We start from the raw sequence: 20199 nt of genomic DNA, 5'->3' as shown, positions 1-20199 counted from the left end.
CGCGCCTGGCTATCAATGGCCAGCCTGACCGGCCGTCGCACTCCAGGAGTTCTCCACTCCAGCCCGGATTTTCAACCGCCGCCCGAAGGGGGCATAGAAATCAAAGGCAGCATCTCGAAATTCGAGATACGCCAAAGAACGCATTCCCGCCTTGGGCTTCAACACATCATCAAGCAGGTCCGCGTAATCCGGACGCACGCGCTTGAGCGTGTCAAGGAACATCTGAGGGCCACTGACTGCAAAGACCTTGCGCATATAGGGATTGGTCCCGTCAGCGCCTACTGCGCGCGAACTTTCAAGCTCACGCAACGCATCGATCTCATTGATCCAACGACGATAGACCACCTGCTGGATCTCTTTCAGGACCGGGTTACCGGCGTGACTTGCAAAGTGGCTGTTGCCTGGGCCATAGAAACCCATTCTCGGTGAAGAGACCGCTCCGCCCACCAGTACATCATCCGGGCCCGCATTGAGTTCAGCCTCTTCAAACGAGCCAACCATGACGTCATCGCAATCCACATAAATGCCGCCGTATTCATGCATCAGGCAATACCTCAAAACATCCGAGGCTGCCGCCAGATTCTGTCCTTTGCCGCTGCGAAAGTAACGATAAGGCACCACTGTTTCATCATCGATGAGAAACCTGGCGAAAAAAGGCTCATCCCTCAGCTGCGAAACCACCATGTTGGCAAACTCAGCGAACGCTTGTTTCAACCGATCCACTTCACCGGTAAAGGCAGCATTGTCGAGATCCAGATGCAGGGTGAACTTCCAGCTGGGATTGGCACGGATATTCGCCTTCATCGTTTCAATCAATTCGACCCTGGGCCCCTGCTCACCCAGCCAAATCTGATGAACCTCTCGGTTGATTGCACGGGCTTCCTGCGAGATGCCCGGAATACGGGGAAACCTGTAGACCTCATAACGTACGCCGAACCGAAGCGATGCCCGAGCCGCGAGAAACGACTTCACACTGCCTTGCCTCCAGACACCTTTGTTGTTCAGCCAGTGGACCTTCCCATCATAGGATTTCCACCCCCCGATATCGGCATCGAACGTGACACGCGTGCCTTCGGCGCTGTTCATGGCGTAATACGTGTCTATCTGCTGTTCCTCTTCGAAAGCCGGGCGCACTTCAATCCCATCCATGGGTACTTCGATCTGTACGGGAGGATGTGCACGAACCAGGGCAATGCCCGGTTTGACACGCTCCGGCAGCGGCTCAGCCTCCGCTGTCACTTCGATAAGACTCTCGCCACCGCGCAGGCCAGGTTTGACATCGATATCGGAGTAAAACCCCTTCAACCGTTTGATGTAGGGGCCTTGGATATCGGCCTCGTTTGGCGAAATGATTCTGTACTGCCCTGCGCGCTCGATACGCTCGACTCGGTATACCTTGGCATGCACCCGGGCGTAGCGAGTGATGACGCCGGAAGCTGCGTCGGTTTCCTGATAGACCGCACCGAAATCATCCACAACCCATTTGCCGCCATCACCCAGCGGCGCGTTGTATTCGAATTTGGCAAGTTCATCGCGCAGTTCGGGTGACAACGAACGAAGGCCGTCGGGCTCGACACCGAACGCCTTCACACTGTCAAAGGTTTGAGCATGGAGCTTGGCGCGCGCCTGCCTTTGCATCTCCTCATGCCCGCGACGGGCCATTCGCTCATCGGTCGACTCATTGGCACGCTCTTCTCGCTGACTGGCAATCTCTTGCTCCTGCTGTTCAGTCGTGGCGGCATTTTCCAGTGTTTCCTGGGGGCTGAGCGTACTTGCCTTTTGCCCTATTTCGTCCGCAGCCCCAGGGGCGACCGTATCGCCTACCCGCGCCGCAGCGCCTGCAGCCTTGGCAAGCCCCAAGGTGGCTGGCACGGCATTGAGAACGCCGAAGATGATACGGTGCTTGCCTTGCGCCTGATCCTTGAGCGTGCCGTTGACGACCTCATCGGCCCCCAAGCCGATCAGCGCAGCAGACATCGCTGCCACGGGCAGCCAAAGTGCCGGGACTGCCATTGCGACGATACTGGTGACAGTCAACGCGGTGGACAGTACCTCGCCTGCGCCCCCTTGATTGTAAGCGGCACGGCTTCGAATTAGCCGCGCCGCATCGGACTGCAGACGGCTTTTCAGATTGTTTTTGAAGTGTGTGAACGGCCAAGGATGAATAGCGGGGCCGAGGGTGATTTCATCGTGCGGATTCCAGCGGGAGTAATTGCCCACATGCCAAGCGGGGAACGCGCCCAGGCCCAACAGTACGGTCTTGAGCCCTGATAAGAATATCCCGTCCGGGTCATCCTCCGCCTTGAAATGCCCTTCCAGAACTGTGCGGCGCTGAGTGAATCTGCATTGCAGGGCGAACCAGTCGCAAAACGCTGCCATATCCTCAAAACCATGCAGCGGCGAAGAATTGCCGGGGATGTAAACCAGCAGGCGTCCAGACTGTTCATCCTGGAAGACAATAATGTCGCTCGCCGTATAGCGATAAACCAAGAGCTCGCGAATGCTGACGACATGCTGATTGAGCGCCGCTTGCTCGAACGCCTCGTAAGTCAGTGTTTCCCAGGTGGTGGACACCTCAAGCCCCAAGGCCCTGAGCACCATGTACTTGTCATTGAGCGTCAGCGAACCTTCTTCATGCTGAACAAAGGCAGCCCTGAGCACCGATGCCTTGATCAGCAAGTTGTAATCCCGCTCGTGAAGACGCCAGAAGTTCTTCAAGTGCCTCAGATAGTTCGCCTGAAGATCGGCCTCCCAGGCGAAATGTTTGAATTGCTTCGGGTCCAGGCGGACTTGCGTATCACTGGAAAAGCGCTGAGGCGTGGTCTTGCGATAGATCGCCTCATAGGCGAAGCAGTTATCCAACGGCAGAGGCTCCTCGCTGATGACCGTGGGATAGCCCTCGACCCTGAACGCCTCCAATGTCCCAAGATGACTAAAGAGGCTGCCATCACCCTGTTGCTGCCAATTACGCATCAGGGCATCGGTCAAGGTCATGGACGATGCGATGTTTGCGCGTTGATCACCCTCATCCCAGGCATCGATATACAAGGTCGTGATGAACAGATCATCAGGGTCGATGTCCAGCTCCAGCGCCTGCAATACATAGGCCTTGGCCACGTCATGGGCAAATTTGCGCGGCGACGGGTAGTCCAATGCCTGCTGGTTCACGAAGTCCTTCAATAAAAAAGGCCCACTCGCTTCCTGCCTGGAGGCAGTTACTTCGTCGTTTAAATCCTGGAAAACGCTTCGCTCGGTCATTTCGACAGTCCTTCGCAATGAAGTCCATAGCATGCGAAGTCTGCCGATTCTTAAAAACCCAACTATTTACCACCTGCTGAGAACCCGCCATCCGCTGCGGCGCGCCCAACAAAAAGCCCGCAGATGTGCGGGCTTTTTGTTGGCGCTTCAGTTACCGGATTACTCCGGCAAGCCGGTCATTCCCACTCGATGGTGGCTGGCGGCTTGCTCGACACGTCGTAGGTGACGCGGGAGATGCCGTCGATTTCGTTGATGATACGGCCGCTGACGGTCTCCAGCAGCTCGTACGGCAGGTGTGCCCAGCGAGCAGTCATGAAGTCCACGGTCTCGACGGCACGCAGGGCGACGACCCAGGCGTAGCGACGGCCATCGCCAACGACGCCGACCGACTTGACCGGCTGGAACACCACGAATGCCTGGCTGGTCTTGTGATACCAGTCGGCCTTGCGCAGCTCTTCGATGAAGATATGGTCGGCGCGACGCAGCAGGTCAGCGTATTCCTTCTTCACTTCACCCAGGATGCGCACACCCAGGCCTGGACCCGGGAACGGATGGCGGTAGACCATGTCGTATGGCAGCCCCAGCTCCAGGCCGATCTTGCGCACTTCGTCCTTGAACAGCTCGCGCAGTGGCTCGACCAGCTTGAGGTTCATTTCTTCCGGCAGGCCGCCGACGTTGTGGTGCGACTTGATCACGTGGGCCTTGCCGCTCTTGGCGCCAGCCGACTCGATCACGTCCGGGTAGATGGTGCCTTGGGCGAGGAACTGGATGTTCTCCAGCTTGCTGGCTTCGGCATCGAACACGTCGATGAAGGTGCGCCCGATGATCTTGCGCTTCTTCTCCGGGTCCGACTCACCCGCCAGGTTGTCGAGGAACCGCTGCTCGGCGTCGGCACGGATCACCTTGACGCCCATGTTCTCCTTGAACATGGCCATCACCTGATCGCCTTCGTGCAGGCGCAGCAGGCCGTTGTCGACGAAGACGCAGGTCAGCTGGTCGCCGATGGCGCGGTGCAGCAGCGCGGCGACCACCGAGGAGTCCACACCGCCGGACAGGCCCAGCAGCACGTTGGCCGAGCCGACTTGCTCACGGACCTGGGCGATGGCGTCTTCAACGATGTTGGACGGGGTCCACAGGGCTTCGCAGCCGCAGATGTCCTGGACGAAGCGGGACAGGATGCGACCGCCCTGCTTGGTGTGGGTCACTTCCGGGTGGAACTGCACGCCGTAGTAGCCGCGGGCATCGTCGAACATGCCGGCAATCGGGCAGCTCGGGGTGCTGGCCAGCACATGGAAGTTGCCCGGCATCTGGGTGACCTTGTCGCCGTGGCTCATCCAAACGTCCAGACCCAGTACACCGTCGTCATCGACGTGGTCTTCGATACCGTCGAGCAGGCGGCTCTTGCCGACCACATCAACACGGGCGTAACCGAACTCGCGCAGGTCGGAACCTTCGACCTTGCCGCCCATCTGCTCGGCCATGGTCTGCATGCCGTAGCAGATGCCCAGTACCGGCACGTTCAGGTCGAAGACCGCTTGCGGTGCGCGCGGGCTGTTGGCTTCGTGGACCGACTCGGGGCCGCCAGCGAGGATGATGCCGCGTGGGTTGAATTCGCGGATCGCTTCATCGTCCATGTCGAACGGGTGCAGTTCGCAGTAGACACCGATCTCGCGCACGCGGCGGGCGATCAACTGGGTGTACTGGGAACCGAAATCGAGGATCAGGATGCGGTGAGCGTGAATGTCGAGGGCCATGACTCAATCTCGTCAGTGGAAATCGGAAACGACGCGGGGCTGTCGTGACAGCCCCGCTAACAGGTATTGCTGGAAGCCTTAGCCTACGCGGTAGTTAGGGGCTTCTTTGGTGATCTGCACGTCATGCACATGGGACTCGGCCATGCCGGCACCGGTGATGCGCACGAATTCAGGCTTGGTGCGCATCTCTTCGATGGTCGCGCTGCCGGTGTAGCCCATGGAAGAACGCAGGCCACCCATTAGTTGGTGGATGATCGCAGCCAGGGCGCCCTTGTACGGCACACGGCCTTCGATGCCTTCCGGAACCAGCTTCTCGGCGCCGGCCGAGGAGTCCTGGAAGTAACGGTCCGAGGAGCCCTGAGCCTGTGCCATGGCGCCCAGCGAGCCCATGCCGCGGTAAGCCTTGTAGGAGCGGCCCTGGAACAGCTCGACCTCACCCGGCGCCTCTTCGGTGCCGGCGAACATCGAACCCATCATGACGCAGGAGGCGCCAGCGACGATGGCCTTGGACAGGTCACCGGAGAAACGGATACCGCCGTCGGCGATCAGCGGGACGCCAGTGCCTTCCAGAGCGGCGGCGACGTTGGCGATGGCGCTGATCTGCGGCACACCGACACCGGCGACGATACGGGTGGTGCAGATCGAGCCTGGGCCGATACCGACCTTGACCGCGTCAGCGCCGGCTTCAGCCAGGGCCTTGGCAGCGGCGCCGGTGGCGATGTTGCCGCCGATCACCTGCACTTGCGGGTAGGTTTGCTTGACCCAGCGAACGCGATCGATCACACCCTTGCTGTGGCCGTGGGCGGTGTCGACCACCACCACGTCAACGCCGGCGGCAACCAGGGCGGCAACGCGCTCGCCGGTGTCCTTGCCGGTGCCGACCGCAGCGCCAACGCGCAGGCGACCCTGGTCGTCCTTGCTGGCCAGCGGGTAGGCCTTGGCTTTTTCGATGTCCTTGACGGTCATCATGCCCTTGAGGCTGAACTTGTCGTCGACGATCAGGACTTTTTCCAGGCGGTGCTTGTGCAGCAGCTCGCGGACTTCGTTCTTGTCGGCGCCTTCGCGCACGGTGACCAGACGCTCTTTGGGCGTCATCACTTCACGTACCTTGGCATCCAGGCGGCTTTCGAAGCGCACGTCACGGGAGGTGACGATACCGACCAGGTCGCCGTTCTCCAGCACAGGAACACCGGAGATGTTGTTCAGGCGGGTCAGGTCGAACAGGTCGCGCACGGTGGCGTCAGCGTCGATGGTGATCGGGTCCTTGACCACGCCAGCCTCGAACTTCTTGACCTTGCGCACTTCGGCAGCTTGCTGCTCGATGGTCATGTTCTTGTGGATGATGCCGATGCCGCCTTCCTGGGCCATGGCGATGGCCAGACGCGCTTCGGTCACGGTATCCATGGCGGCGGAAACCAGAGGAATGTTCAGCTCGATGCCGCGGGTCAAACGGGTCTTGAGACTGACTTCATTGGGCAGTACCTCGGAATAGCCAGGTACAAGGAGAATATCGTCGAAGGTCAGGGCTTCTTGGCTGATACGCAGCATCGCGGGGGCTCCCGGGCGGGAAAAATGGAAGCGCGCCATTATACTCATCCACGGCGCGCCGCTCAATGCAATTCAAGCTCCAAGTTACAAGCGGCAAGTGACAAGATTCACTCCCCCCACGTCTGCGCTTTTTCTGTCGCTTGCGACTTATGGCTGGCAGTTGAACTGCACCACCGCCACCGGCTGGTCCAACCAGTCGGCGAAGCTGTCGAGAAAGGCCTGGGTGAACCCGGCCTCGCCCCAGTTGTTGAAGATGAAACCCAGGTTGGAGAAGGCGCACGGCTGCAGGAACAGAAAGCCGTTGATGTCGTCCTCGAAGCCGCACAGCGGGCAGGTGAAGTTATCGCTCACCCCGGGCATCCATTCCTCCAGGCTCTCGAACAGCGGCTCGCCGATTTCGCGCCGGCACTCAGGGCAACCCGCTTCTTCGAGAAACCCTTCGGTCGGGGTATAGATGCAGCGTTTGAGCATCACCTCCAAGCCGTTGACCTGCTCGCCGAACGGGAGTCGTTCCGGATGCAGCGCGACCTTGCGTGCGCCTTGAGCCAAGGCGTACCCCATGCGATTGCCGGTGCGACCACAGGTACTGAGCTGCTCCTCGACGATCTTCTCGCGCACCAGCCAGCGCAGGATCGCCCGGGCGCGGGCTTCGTGGACCGGGACGGTGGAGAGTTTGGGAACGATGATGCTCTGGGTGTTCATGAACGAAACGGGCCTGCGGACTGCGGTAATAGCGCGATTCTACCGCTCAGCCACCCAGGTAGCGACCGATCAACGCCACTCCGCTGGCCAGCACCAGCCAGGTGACCACACGCACGAAGGCTTCACGGGACAGTTTCAAGGTCAGGTGCCGCCCAAGCCACAGCCCGACTGCCATCACCGGCAGCAGGCAGGCCGCGAGAAGCAACAGGCTTGCATCGGCGTATACCCCGGCGGCAACAAACAGCGACAGGCGCACCACGGTACTGCAACTGATGAGCGCACTCTGGGTCGCCCGTGCCTGCTCCGTGGAATCCAGCCGGGCATTGAGGTAGATCGCATAAAGAAACCCACCGCTGCCGAACAAGGCGCCGAACAGCCCACCTGCCGTGCCCATCGGCACCGCCCAGGCGCCTGCAAGCCGCGCAGGTCGCACCTTTACGATCAAGCCATACAAGGCATACCCCGTCACGAACAACCCCATCAGCAATAACAGAAGCTCCGATTTCAGGCGCAGCAGAAAGACCGCGCCCAGGGTACAGCCCACCGCCATGCACGGCAGCAAGCGCAGCAGTTCGCTCCGCACCACCGACTGGCGCGATGGCAACCAGTTGCCAAAGGCCGCGACGAAGTCCAGCAGCACCAGCAGCGGAATGATCCGCGACAATGGCATGAAGTGGATCAGCACCGGGCCCGCCACCAACGCCGTACCGAAACCGGCGATACCGAACACAATGTAGGCCACGCCGACCCCCAGCAGGATGGGCAGCCAGTCAAGGCCTGAAAACGACAATTGGGCAAGCATGGGGCATGACTCCTGAAAACACCGAGACAGGTTAGCCAGGCACGAGCCATGCCGACTAATATGCCTTTTCACCCTGAGATATCTCGAAAAGGCATGACATGACTTCCATCCGCCAGTTGCGCTACTTCGTTGAAATAGCCCAGAGCGGCAGCTTCAGCGCGGCTGCCGAGCGGCTGTACATCGCCCAGTCTGCGCTAAGCCGTCAGATCAAGGAGCTGGAACATCAGCTCGGTACGCCTTTGTTCGAGCGAACTGCCCGCCAGCCTCGGCTGACCTCGGCTGGCCTGGCCTTTCTCGATCGCGCGCAGCGCCTGCTGGCCGATCTGGACCAAGCCGAGCGCCTGGCCCAGGAGATCGGTCAGGGTCTGCGCGGCAGTCTGCGCCTCAATCACTCCAGCACCGTCCCCTTGACCGGCCGGCTGCTGGCGAGCCTGGGCAGCTACCTGAACAACAATCCTGGCGTGTCCTTGGAGATTGCCCAGCAGTCCTCCGAAGCCCAGCTGGAAGACATCGCCGAAGGCCGGCTCGAACTCGGCCTGTTGCGTCTGCCGGTGCTGCGCCAACACCAGGATGTGGAAATCCATGCCCTGTTCAGCGAGCCATTGCTCCTGGCCGTGGCGGCAGACCACCCACTGGCCGATGCCCCCCAGGTGGCACTGGCGCAATTGCATGATGAGCGTTTCATTTCCATCCCTCATCGACAGCGAGGGGGCTTGAGCTACCTGTCCGCTTCGTTGTGCATGGAGGCGGGATTCTTTCCCCGCGCCGCACAGGTCGTGTCTCGCAAGACCACGCAATTGCAGCTGATACAGGCAGGATTCGGGGTGGCGCTGTTGCCGGCCTGCATGCGCGACATTGCACCGGCCTCGGTGCGCTTCGTACCGTTACAAGAGGCTTGCCAGAGCACAGTAGCCCTGGCATGTCGACGCGAAGCGGGGGAACTGGTGCGCCAGTTCGTCTCGACGATGCCTGGCCCAAGCGCCAGCACAGACAACCAGGCGTGATGTCCTTTATGATGCCGGCCATGATCAAAGACCCCTTCGAACGACTCGGCCTGGACCGCGAGGTCCTCACCGTCAGCCAGCTCAACGGCCGCGCGCGCGTGCTGCTCGAGGATGTGTTCCGCAGTGTCTGGGTGGAAGGCGAGATATCCAACCTCGCCCGCCCGGCCTCCGGGCACATGTACTTCACCCTCAAGGACAGCGGCGCCCAGGTGCGCTGCGCGCTGTTCCGGCAGAATGCCGCGCGCGTGCGCCAGGCCCTGCGCGATGGCCTGGCGGTCAGGGTGCGCGGCAAGGTGTCGTTGTTCGAGGGGCGCGGCGACTACCAACTGATCCTCGACACGGTCGAGCCCGCCGGCGATGGCGCCCTGCGCCTGGCCTTCGAAGCCTTGAAGGAAAAGCTCGGTGCCGAAGGCCTGTTCAGTGCCGAACGCAAGCAACCTCTGCCGGCCCACCCGCGCCGCATCGGCATCATCACCTCCCCCACCGGCGCGGTGATCCGCGACATCATCAGCGTGTTCCGCCGCCGCGCCCCCCAAGTGGAACTGAACCTGATCCCCACCGCAGTACAGGGTCGGGAGGCCATCGCCCAGATTGTCCGTGCCCTGCGCCTGGCCGACAGCATGGGCTTCGATGCGTTGATCCTGGCTCGCGGCGGGGGTTCGCTGGAAGACCTCTGGTGCTTCAACGAAGAGGACGTCGCCCGCGCCGTGGCCGCGTGCGTGACGCCCATCGTCAGCGCCGTGGGCCATGAGACCGATGTGTCGATCAGCGACTTCGTCGCCGACGTTCGCGCGCCGACCCCCTCGGCCGCCGCCGAATTGCTGGCGCCGGACAGCAGCGGCCTGCAACAGCGCCTGGACAGCCTGCAGCGGCGCCTGTTGCTGCGCATGAAAAACCGCCTGGCTCATGATCACCTGCGCCTGGATGGCCTGGCCCGCCGCCTGCGCCACCCCGGCGAGCGCCTGCGCCAGCAGGCACAACGTCTGGACGACCTGGACATGCGCCTGCGCCGCGCCTTCATGCTCAACATGAACCAGCGCCACGAGCGCCTGGGCCGGCTGGACACCCGCCTGGCCGCGCAACATCCGGGGCGCGCGCTCAAGCTGCTCGGCCAGCGCCTGGACAGCCTCGCCGAACGCCTCCCGCGGGCAATGCGCGAAGTGCTCAAGGATCGTCGCCAGCGCTTCCAGGCCCAACTGCAGACCTTGCACGTGGTCAGCCCCCTGGCGACCCTGGCCCGCGGCTACAGCATCCTGCTCGACGAGCGCGGCCAGGCCATCCGCAGCGCCGCCCAGACCCACAACGGCCAGCGCCTGACTGCCCGCCTGAACGAAGGCGAGCTCAAGGTGCGGGTCGAGGACAACCACCAGACTCCGGTCACCCTCTCGCTACTGGACTGACACATGCCCCGCCTGCTCGCCCCTCTGCTCGCCTTCTTCTTGCTGTTGCTCGGCACCCACGCCCAGGCCAGCTATATCACGCGCCAGCTGAACAAGCCTGTGCCCGGCGGCGTGGCGGTGGTCGAGCTGGGCCCTGCCCCCTCGGCCCCCAGCGCGCGTTTCGACGGCAAGCCGGTGCTGGTGGTCCAGGAGCAGGGCAACTGGCTGGCCATCGTCGGCATTCCCCTGACCCAGAAGCCTGGCACCGCCGTGCTCACCCAAGGTTCGCGCACCCTGCCCTTCACGGTCGGCAGCAAGAAGTACCCCGAGCAACACATCACGTTGAAGAACAAGCGCCAGGTCAACCCTGACCCCGCCGACCTCCAGCGCATCGAGCGCGAGCTGGCCGAACAGATCAAGGCCTACCGCAGCTTCAGCCCTGCCCTGCCGAGCAACCTGATCCTCGACAAACCGGTCAGCGGGCCGCTGTCGAGCAAGTTCGGCGTGCGTCGCTTCTTCAACGGCGAGGAGCGCAACCCCCACGCGGGCCTTGACTTCGCCGTGCCCGCCGGCACGCCCATCAAGACCCCGGCCAATGGCAAGGTGATCCTGGTGGGGGATTACTTCTTCAATGGCCGTACCGTGTTCGTCGATCACGGCCAGGGCTTCATCAGCATGTTCTGCCACATGTCCAAGATCGATGTGAAACCAGGCCAGACGCTGCGTCGCGGTGAGGTGGTCGGCCGCGTGGGCGCCACAGGCCGGGCAACCGGGCCGCATATGCACTGGAACGTCAGCCTCAACGATGCACGGGTGGATCCGGCAATTTTCATCGGGGCGTTCCAGCCCTGATCCAGCGGCACCTGCTTCGCGAGGAAACCTGCGCGCACAAGGCTGGCGCGGTGTGGGAGGCCTTCACAAAACCCTGTGGGGGCGGGTTTACACGCGAAAAGGCCCCCACCGCCAATAACGATTCCACTGAGTTGCGCCATCGAAAAAGAGCGCGCAAAAATACTGAAGCCACTTTTGGATATCAGCCATAAAATCTCGCTCAATCGCTTTTTTTAAGCATTCCTCTCAATTTTCGCCGAATGCTTGCCATCCCTCCAGCCACTGGTTAGGGTTGAGGCATGAAAACCTTCAGCACCCTCATCCTGCTCCGACAACATCGCAGCCTCTGCCTGGTCAGCGCCCGACTACCAGGCTGATCGCGTCGCCTCGCCTCTTCATCTCGTTATCGCTCGGCAGGCCCGATCTCGGCCGCACATAAAAGGATTGCTTCCATGACCATGCTCAAAGACCCTTCGAAGAAATACCGCGCCTTCCCGACCATCGATCTGCCTGACCGTACCTGGCCGTCGAAGACCATCACCCAGGCGCCGATCTGGTGCAGCTCCGACCTGCGTGACGGCAACCAGTCGCTGATCGAGCCGATGGATTCGGAGAAGAAACTGCGTTTCTGGAAGACCTTGGTGCAGGTCGGCGTTAAGGAAATCGAAGCCTCGTTCCCGTCCGCCTCGCAAACCGACTTCGACTTCGTGCGCACCCTGATCGAAGACGGCCACATCCCGGACGACACCACCATCCAGGTGCTCACCCAGGCCCGTGAGGACTTGATCGCGCGTACTTTCGAATCCCTGCGTGGCGCCAAGAAGGCCATCGTCCACCTGTACAACGCCACCTCGCCGTCGTTCCGCCGCATCGTCTTCAACCAGGACAAGCAGGGCGTGAAGGACATCGCCGTGAATGCCGCCAAGCTGTTCGTCAAATATGCCGCGCAGCAGCCGGAAACCCAGTGGACGTTCCAGTACTCGCCGGAAACCTTCAGCGCCACCGAGATGGAGTTCGCCAAGGAAGTCTGCGACGCGGTCATCGAGGTGTGGAACCCGACCCCTGAGCACAAGATCATCCTCAACCTGCCGGCCACCGTCGAAGTGTCGACACCCAACGTCTATGCCGACCAGATCGAATGGTTCTGCCGCAACGTCAACCGCCGCGACAGCGTGATCATCAGCCTGCACACCCACAACGACCGCGGCACCGGCATCGCCGCCACCGAACTGGGCCTGATGGCCGGCGCCGACCGTGCCGAAGGCTGCCTGTTCGGCAACGGTGAGCGTACCGGCAACGTCGACCTGGTGACCCTGGCCCTGAACCTCTACACCCAGGGCATCGACCCCAAACTGGACTTCTCCGACATCGACGGCGTACGCAAAGTCGTCGAGGAGTGCAACCAGCTGCCTGTGCACCCACGTCACCCGTACGTGGGCGATCTGGTCCACACCGCGTTCTCCGGCTCGCACCAGGACGCCATCCGCAAGGGCTTCGCCAAGCAGAAGGACGATGCGCTCTGGGAAGTGCCGTACCTGCCGATCGACCCGGCCGACATCGGCCGCAGCTACGAGGCGGTGATCCGCGTCAACAGCCAGTCCGGCAAAGGCGGCATCACCTACCTGCTCGAGCAGGAGTACGGCATCAGCCTGCCACGTCGCATGCAGATCGAGTTCAGCCAGGTGGTACAGGGCGAGACCGACCGCCTGGGCCTCGAAATGACCGCTCAGCAGATCTACAGCCTGTTGCACAAAGAATACCTCCAGGCCAACACGCCCTATGCGCTGGTCAGCCATCGCCTGCAGGAAGAGAACGGCCACAGCGCCGTGGAAGTGGAAGTCGCTGGAGAAGGCGAAACCACCCTGCACTGGCGCGGTAAAGGCAACGGCGCGCTGGAAGCGCTGGTCGCCGGCCTGCCCATCAGCGTGGAAATCATGGACTACAACGAACACGCCATCGGTGCCGGCACCAACGCCAAGGCCGCGGCCTATATCGAATTGCGCGTGGCCGGTGGTCGTCCGGTGCATGGCGTGGGGATCGACGAGAACATCACCACCGCCAGCTTCAAGGCGCTGTTCAGCGCACTGAACCGCTCGCTGAGCCAGCAGGCGGCCAAGGCGGCGTAAGCTTCAGCCGTCCCTGAAAAGGGCCCGTATCCGCCGATACGGGCCCTTTTTTTTGCGCAAGATCGCTCGGCCATACACAGAAGGCAGGTAGCCATCACTTTGCCCATAATGCTGGGTATACTCGCTTCATCTTCCACAGCTTCGATCAAGGATGACGACCCGTGAACCCGTCCGCCATCACTCGATCACCGGCAAACGGACCAGGGACGCTGCTTCTGATGACTCCCGTCACCCTCATGGCACTGGCTGACCAAAACAGCCAAGACTACTTGAGCCGCCTAATCGACTGCCTGCACAGTTGCGCCCACCTACACACAGAGCACCTGCAATTACAGGTACACATTCTCAGTGATCTGTACGACATCGCCGATGACAGCTTCGAAGCCCGCCAGATCCAGCACGTGCTCAAGCAACGTCAGCAGCAGCAAGCCCAGTGCTACGCGCAACTGAAGCAGGCGAGCCAAGACGCAGCCGTATCGACCCAGACGCTGCGCGAACATCAAGCCAAGCTGGACCAGGATCTGCAACAGGCGCTGGGCGAATCCAGCCAGAGCCCCGCGATGCGTGAGTGCCAGCACGAACTGCAACAGGCTCAAGACGCACGCGAACCCTTGAAGCGCGACCACCTACTGCTCAGCCAGGAGTGCACGCAGAAGCTTGCGAGCTATGTCCGCCATCCGATGTATCGGTACCTGCGCCAGCAAGGCTTTGCCAGCACGACCTATCGACGCAACGCACTGAACCGGTTCCTGGACGAATGGCTCGCCAAGCACTGCAATTTCAGCCAGAACCTGCGCAATGAACAGCTGCTCAACGCCATGCAGCAACACAGCGCCGCACAACTGGCCGAGCATGACAAACACATAGGCGCGCTGGAGCAGCGTTTTGAGGATCTACGCAAGGCACTGACTCAACAGCCCGTCCAGGCCAAGCAAGTGCGACGCATCGAAACGCTGGCCAACCAGGTCATCGATCACTGGGCCCAAGTCGAGCCCCTTTATCTCGAAGCCCTCCGGTATGCGCGCTGCGAGGACGAGGACGGCCAGGATGCCCTGCGCTGGCTGAAGTACGAACTCAAGGCCGAGTCACTGGAGGCAGCACTTGCGCAATGGGCAGCCATCGGCTCGCCCCAGCCCGAGCGCTATCGCCGGGAATTGCTCGCGCTGCGCCAGCGACTGGACATCGCCACCGAGCAGATCAACGAGGCACTAGACGCCCTTCGACATGCCGAGGCACTGGAGTTCGCCTTGCGCGCCAGCATGAGCCCATTCGCTTGCACGTGCGGCGCCCAGTCCACGGCGCCCGTACGGTGTACCTGTCACCTGCTGTTGCCCACAGGCGAGCGCTATGCGCCGCGCCCGGACTATGCGTCACTGATCGACAGCTACATGAATCGCGCGCTGCTGCTGGGTTCCCTGATCAATACGATCAAGGCCGCACGCCTGGCACCGGCCACGGCGCCGGAACACACCGTCAGCGACACCTTCTCCCCAGCCCCACAACTCATGCAAGGACACCCATGAGCCAATATCTGGAACGAGCCCTCAATGGCCTGCAACAACTCGGTATCAGCTTCGGCCAGCCCGCCGCTCAGCCCGCCCCGGTGTTAGTGCTGCTGGATAAAGTCGCGCATTACGACAACGACCGCGTCACGGCCATCGCCGCTGTATTGCAGCAAGCCACCCTGTTCAACCAGATCGTGCGCGAGCAGATCGAGGGGATGGACATCGCCAACCGCTACCTGGACATCACCGAAAGCTTCACCTCGATCCGCGAAGATGCCGCGAACATGGCCTCGTGGATGGACGATGGTCGCCTGGACACCCTCGAACGCCTGAAACTGGGTTGGATGAACATGGCCCGCGGCTCGATTCCCAGCCGTTTTGGCGACATTCGCAAGCACTACCTGGAGGTGAGCAAGGCCGCCAGCGACCAGATCGCACGGGAAAACCTCATCCTGGAAACCTACATGGATTTCCGCCTGGCGATGAAGACCGCCGAGGTCGAGGCCCAGCAGGTGCTGGCCATCGCCGCCCAGGCGCTCAAGGCGCGCACCCAGGCCCTGGATGCGGCCAGCGCCCAGGTGACCGCAGCCGAGCAGCAGGACCCCGCCCGGCGCGCGGCGCTGGAACTGGCTCGCGACGAAGCCGTGCGTGCGCTGCAAAACGAAGACAAGAGCTACCAGATCATCAAGGACATTGCCGATGACCTGAGGGTTGGCTACAACACCGCCGAAATGGTCTTCGCCCGCATCAGCCAGGTCCACGTGGTCAAGGAACGCCAGTACCAACGTATGGTTTCGTTCTTCTCCACCAACGAAGTGGTGCTGACCAGCCTGGCCGTTTCGTTCACCGCCAACCAGGGCATGAACGAGGCCACCCACACGCTCAATGCCACCACCGATGGCATCAGCAAGGGGCTCGAAGCCCTTGGCCAACTGGGTAACCAACAGCTGGACGCCGCACTCAAGGCCAGCTATGGCTCGACCGTCCGCGTCGATTCGGTACGCGCCCTGGCCCAGGCCACCCTGGACTTCCAGAATGACATGAAAGGCCTGACCGACACCTACCGTGCAGAGTCCACCAAAGCTGCACAGGAAATCGCCACCGCCGTGGAAGACGCCAAGCGCGCCTTCTCCGCCCTGCTGACCAAAGCCGCGCAATGAGCAACGGCACATTCAGCGAACAGATGGGGGCCATGGCCCTGGTCGACGAGCTACGCCTTCAGCAACGCCAGATGCAGGAACATCTGGACCTGCCGCGGCGCCGCGAGGAAGTCGCCGAACGCATCCGTGGCTACTATCAACGCCAGGGCATCGCCTGCGATGACGCGCTGATCGAACAAGGCGTGCGCGAGTTCTTCGCCCGCCGCCTGGTGTTCGAGGCGCCCGCGCTGAGCTGGCCGCGCCGATTGCTGGCCGGACTTCTCCTGCGCCGCGCGCTGACAGCGTGGTTGCTGGTAGGCGTCGCCCTGCTCGGCGGCACGCTGCTGGCGACCAAGCAGCACCAATCTCCGGCACCCTCCCAACCGAGCAAATCCAGCATTGCCAGCGCCGGCAACGGCCTGGCCGTGCCCGCACCACAGTGGTCGTCAAAAGCAGAACAGGCCGCCTACCAGGCACGCCTGGAGCAATACACGCAGCTGATGGCCCGTATCGACGCCATGCCGCTGTCGAGCGACATGCGCGCCAGGCTGATGCCGTACGCCCTGTCAACCGGCCCGCTGGTAGCCAACCATCAACCGGCCGCATCCAGCCAAGCGCTTCGCGAATTGCAGTTGTTCACAGACTTCGTCGAGTCGAAACTGCAACTGGTGATTCCCGACGGCACGGGCGAGGTGTCCGGTTACGAACGCTGCCTGATGGGCGACACGTGCCAGCGAGGCAGTAAAGACGGCAAGGCATGGTTCCTGGTCTTCCAAGGGCACGACCCTCAGGGGCGGGTGGTGACAATGCCGGTGTTAGGCAGCAACGGCTTAACCACCTTCACCGACACCGTGGGCGTCCAGGTCAGCCGTGCGCAATACCTCAGGTCGCGCAAAAGCAAGAGAGCCACTGGCCACATCGACAAGCCGATCTTCGGCAAGAAGGACGCCTACAGCCTTGACCGAGGTTTCGACGCTCGCATTATTCCCGGTGGCAGATACGACAACCCATCCGAAGACCCACAGTACATCACCGCCCGCTTCTGACCGGACCGACCGCAGGCACGCCTGCGGCGCCTCTATTGAGGACCGCTCCCCGGGCAGCGCTCACACATCGTCTTCATGGCAGGCAAAAAAAGGGGCGCCAATTCGGCGCCCCGCAAGCGTTGTAGCACACAACAGAATCAGGTTCAGTCCAGCAGTGCCATCGCCTCGGCGCTGCAGGCCTCGATCCGTGCCCAGTCGCCGTTCTTGATCCAGCTGCTGTCGAGCATCCAGGTCCCGCCCACGCACATCACGTTGGGCTGGGCCATGTAGTTGCGCACGTTGGCCGGGTTGACGCCACCGGTGGGGCAGAAGCGGATGTCGCCGAACGGGCCGGCGAAGGCCTTGATCGCCGCCACGCCGCCGCTGATTTCGGCGGGGAACAGCTTGAAGCGACGGTAGCCCAGGGCATAGCCCATCATGATTTCCGACGGTGTGCTAATACCGGGCAACAGCGGGATATCGCTTTCGACGCCGGCCTGGAGGATGTCCTGGGTCACCCCTGGGGTGACCACGAACTGCGCGCCGGCGGCCTCGACCGCGGCGAACATGGTGCGGTCCAGCACGGTCCCGGCACCGACGCACAGCTCCGGGCGCTGCTCGCGCAGCACACGAATGGCCTTGAGGCCATGCTCGGAACGTAGGGTCACCTCCAGGGTACGGATGCCACCGGCGGCCAGGGCATCGGCCAGGGGCAGGATGTCTTGCTCACGGGCGATGGTGATCACCGGCAGAATGCGCGCCTTGCCACAGATCGCGTCGATCCGGGCGGCTTTCTCGGCCATCGAGAGCAGAGGCTGTTGGCGTTCGAGCGTGGTCATGAGAGTGGATCCTTGGCTCATGGGCACCAGTAGATGTCCAGGGGGTCGTGAAGAAAGGCGCGAATCGGCATTTCGGTTGGGTCAGCGGCCGCCAATGCGGCGCGCAGGGTAGCGAGTTTGCCCGGGCCTTGCACGGACAGCGCGGTGAAGCCGGCACTGGCCAACAGGGCGCGGGTCATGCTCAGGCGCTGGCGCGGCACACTGGGTGCCAGCATCGGCAGGCAGCGGCGGGCGCTGCCCACATCAAGGCCTTCAGGCAGGTTGGGGCTGGCCGGGAACAACGAGGCCGTGTGACCGTCATCGCCCATGCCCAGCACCAGCACATCGATTTCGGGCAGCGCGGCCAGGGCCTGGTCGGCCAGGACAGCGGCGGCCTCAAGATTCTCGGCACAGTGATACAGGCCCACGAAGCGGGCCTTGGCGGCAGGTCCCTTGAACAGGTGACGTACCAGCAACCCGGCATTGCTGTCGGCATGCTCGACCGGCACCCAGCGCTCGTCGGCCAGGCTGACCGTGACCTTCGACCAGTCCAGGGCTTCGTCCGCGAGCTTCTCCAGGAAGGGTACCGGGCTGCGGCCACCCGACAGCACCAGGCACGCCTGACCTTTATCGGCAATGGCCTGGCGCAGGCGCTCGGCCACATCATGGGCCAATGTCGCCGCCAAGGCCTTGCCATCGGCCAGCGAATGCGTCGTTACGCTGGTCGGCAGTTGCAGTTCAGATATCGCCATACCACGCCCTCCCGTCACGTGTGATCAGCGCGATGGAGCTCATCGGCCCCCAGGACCCCGCCGCGTAGGGCTTGGGTGCGTCGCCAGCGTTCTTCCAGCCGGCAATCAGCTGATCGCACCACGTCCAGGCATATTCGATTTCATCCTTGCGCACGAACAGGTTCTGGTTGCCGCGCATCACCTCCAGCAACAGACGCTCGTAGGCATCCGGGATGCGCGCACTGCGCCAGGTATCGGAGAAATTCAGTTGCAAGGGCCCGCTGCGCAGCTGCATGCCTTTGTCCAGGCCTTGCTCCTTGGTCATTACCCGTAAAGAAATGCCTTCGTCCGGTTGCAGGCGGATGATCAGCTTGTTACCGATCTGCAAACGCTGCTCGGGGGCGAAGATGTAGTGCGGCGTTTCCTTGAAGTGGATGACGATCTGCGACAGCTTTTGCGGCATGCGCTTGCCGGTACGCAGGTAGAACGGCACGCCGGACCAGCGCCAGTTGCGGATGTCGGCGCGCAGGGCGACGAAGGTCTCGGTGTCGCTCTGGGCGTTGGCGTTGTCCTCCTCCAGGTAGCCCGGCACCGGTGCACCATCGCTGTAGCCGGCAATGTACTGCCCGCGCACCACCCGGGTGCTCAGGGCTTCGCCGGTGATCGGCGCCAAGGCCTTGAGCACCTTGACCTTTTCGTTGCGGATGCTGTCGGCGGACAGGTCGCTGGGCGGGTCCATGGCGATCAGGCACAGCAGCTGCAACAGGTGGTTCTGGATCATGTCGCGCAACTGGCCGGCCTTGTCGAAATAGCCCCAGCGCCCTTCGATCCCCACCTTTTCGGCCACGGTGATTTCCACGTGGGAGATGGAGTTCTGGTTCCACTGGGTTTCGAACAGGCTGTTGGCAAACCGCAGTGCGATGAGGTTCTGCACCGTCTCCTTGCCCAGATAGTGGTCGATGCGATAGACCCGACTTTCTGGGAAAAACCGTGCCACGGCATCGTTGACCCGGCGGGACGACTCCAGGTCGTGACCGATAGGCTTTTCCAGCACGACCCGAGTGCGGGCGGCCAGGCCGGCTTTGTCCAGGTTCTCGCAGATCGCGCCGTACACCGAGGCAGGTGTGGCGAAGTAGGCGATCAAAGGCAGGTCTGCGGCCACCTGTTCGGCCAGCGCCTGGTAGCCATCGGCCTGGAGGAAGTCCAGGCGCAGGTAGCTCAGGCGACCGAGGAAGCGCCCCAGCGCGCCGGGTTCGATGTCCGCCTCCGGCACGAAGCGGCGCAGGTGCGCCTCGATGGTCGCCAGGTGCTGCTCGCCGTCGCCGGCTTCACGGGCCAGGGCCAGCAGGCGTGAATCGGCATGCAGCAAGCCGGCGCGGTCGAGCTGATAAAGCGCGGGAAACAGCTTGCGCAATGCCAGGTCGCCAAGGGCGCCAAACAGGGCAAAGGTGCAAGGTTCTACACTGATCGCAGCCATGATGTTGGTTCTTTCCTAAAGTTGGCCTAGGAATATCGTTTTCAACCGCGGTTTTCAAGGGGTAATGTAGTAAAAACCATAACATCACCCCATAACTGTG

General features: G+C 62.3%; 15 protein-coding genes. 7 read left to right on the top strand and 8 right to left on the bottom strand.

Annotation, left to right across the window (positions count from 1 at the left end):
- Positions 1–12: 12 nt before the first annotated feature.
- From ABOA88_RS17300 to ABOA88_RS17280, 5 genes are all read right to left on the bottom strand, one after another.
- Complete coding sequence (locus tag ABOA88_RS17300) at positions 13–3258, bottom strand: glycosyltransferase family 32 protein (protein WP_367851457.1); 3246 nt, start codon at positions 3256–3258, stop codon at positions 13–15.
- 176 nt (positions 3259–3434) lie between these two features.
- A complete protein-coding gene (guaA, locus tag ABOA88_RS17295; protein WP_367851458.1) occupies positions 3435–5012 on the bottom strand; it encodes a glutamine-hydrolyzing GMP synthase in 1578 nt (525 codons plus the stop codon).
- A gap of 78 nt (positions 5013–5090) precedes the next feature.
- A complete protein-coding gene (gene guaB, locus ABOA88_RS17290) occupies positions 5091–6560 on the bottom strand; it encodes an IMP dehydrogenase (protein ID WP_196167662.1) in 1470 nt (489 codons plus the stop codon).
- A 147-nt stretch (positions 6561–6707) separates the two neighbouring features.
- Entirely contained in the window at positions 6708–7262 is a 555-nt protein-coding gene (locus tag ABOA88_RS17285; protein ID WP_367851459.1) for a sugar ABC transporter ATPase, read from the bottom strand.
- A gap of 46 nt (positions 7263–7308) precedes the next feature.
- Positions 7309–8064 (bottom strand): TSUP family transporter, encoded by a 756-nt coding sequence (locus ABOA88_RS17280; RefSeq protein WP_367851460.1) that lies wholly within the window; start codon positions 8062–8064, stop codon positions 7309–7311.
- Between the two features lie 98 nt (positions 8065–8162).
- Here ABOA88_RS17280 and ABOA88_RS17275 point away from each other — a divergent pair, with 98 nt between their 5' ends.
- The 7 genes from ABOA88_RS17275 to ABOA88_RS17245 all read left to right on the top strand — a co-directional run bounded on the left by ABOA88_RS17275 (position 8163) and on the right by ABOA88_RS17245 (position 17094).
- Entirely contained in the window at positions 8163–9068 is a 906-nt protein-coding gene (locus tag ABOA88_RS17275) for a LysR family transcriptional regulator (protein ID WP_196167665.1), read from the top strand.
- A 20-nt stretch (positions 9069–9088) separates the two neighbouring features.
- Positions 9089–10468 (top strand): exodeoxyribonuclease VII large subunit, encoded by a 1380-nt coding sequence (gene xseA / locus ABOA88_RS17270; protein ID WP_196167666.1) that lies wholly within the window; start codon positions 9089–9091, stop codon positions 10466–10468.
- A gap of 3 nt (positions 10469–10471) precedes the next feature.
- A complete protein-coding gene (locus tag ABOA88_RS17265; protein WP_367851461.1) occupies positions 10472–11299 on the top strand; it encodes a peptidoglycan DD-metalloendopeptidase family protein in 828 nt (275 codons plus the stop codon).
- 431 nt (positions 11300–11730) lie between these two features.
- Positions 11731–13404, top strand: a complete 1674-nt coding sequence (gene leuA, locus ABOA88_RS17260) for a 2-isopropylmalate synthase (RefSeq protein WP_070574744.1) — start codon at positions 11731–11733, stop codon at positions 13402–13404.
- Between the two features lie 218 nt (positions 13405–13622).
- The gene (locus ABOA88_RS17255; RefSeq protein WP_367851462.1) at positions 13623–14927 is read left to right on the top strand and encodes a hypothetical protein; all 1305 of its coding nucleotides are present in this window, start codon (positions 13623–13625) and stop codon (positions 14925–14927) included.
- Positions 14924–16069, top strand: coding sequence for a merozoite surface protein 3b (locus tag ABOA88_RS17250; protein ID WP_070574749.1), 1146 nt, complete (start codon positions 14924–14926; stop codon positions 16067–16069). Before ABOA88_RS17255 ends, ABOA88_RS17250 begins: the two co-directional genes overlap by 4 nt.
- Entirely contained in the window at positions 16066–17094 is a 1029-nt protein-coding gene (locus ABOA88_RS17245) for a DUF6384 family protein (protein ID WP_367851463.1), read from the top strand. Before ABOA88_RS17250 ends, ABOA88_RS17245 begins: the two co-directional genes overlap by 4 nt.
- A gap of 143 nt (positions 17095–17237) precedes the next feature.
- On the opposite strand, the gene ABOA88_RS17240 is transcribed toward ABOA88_RS17245, so the two are convergent.
- Genes ABOA88_RS17240 through zwf form a run of 3 tightly spaced genes read right to left on the bottom strand, consistent with a single transcriptional unit; the run spans position 17238 to position 20099 of the window.
- Positions 17238–17912: a bifunctional 4-hydroxy-2-oxoglutarate aldolase/2-dehydro-3-deoxy-phosphogluconate aldolase gene (locus ABOA88_RS17240; protein WP_196167670.1), complete on the bottom strand. Its 675-nt coding sequence runs from the start codon at positions 17910–17912 to the stop codon at positions 17238–17240.
- Between the two features lie 17 nt (positions 17913–17929).
- Positions 17930–18643: a 6-phosphogluconolactonase gene (gene pgl / locus ABOA88_RS17235; protein ID WP_196167671.1), complete on the bottom strand. Its 714-nt coding sequence runs from the start codon at positions 18641–18643 to the stop codon at positions 17930–17932.
- Entirely contained in the window at positions 18630–20099 is a 1470-nt protein-coding gene (zwf, locus tag ABOA88_RS17230; protein ID WP_196167672.1) for a glucose-6-phosphate dehydrogenase, read from the bottom strand. The genes pgl and zwf overlap by 14 nt, the downstream gene beginning before the upstream one ends.
- Positions 20100–20199: the final 100 nt, after the last annotated feature.

Origin of the sequence: Pseudomonas sp. PKS (assembly GCF_051913525.1) — a bacterium.
Taxonomy (GTDB): Bacteria; Pseudomonadota; Gammaproteobacteria; order Pseudomonadales; family Pseudomonadaceae; genus Aquipseudomonas; species Aquipseudomonas guariconensis_D.
Note: the sequence above shows the minus strand (reverse complement) of the source record. Positions and strands in the feature narration are given on the sequence as shown.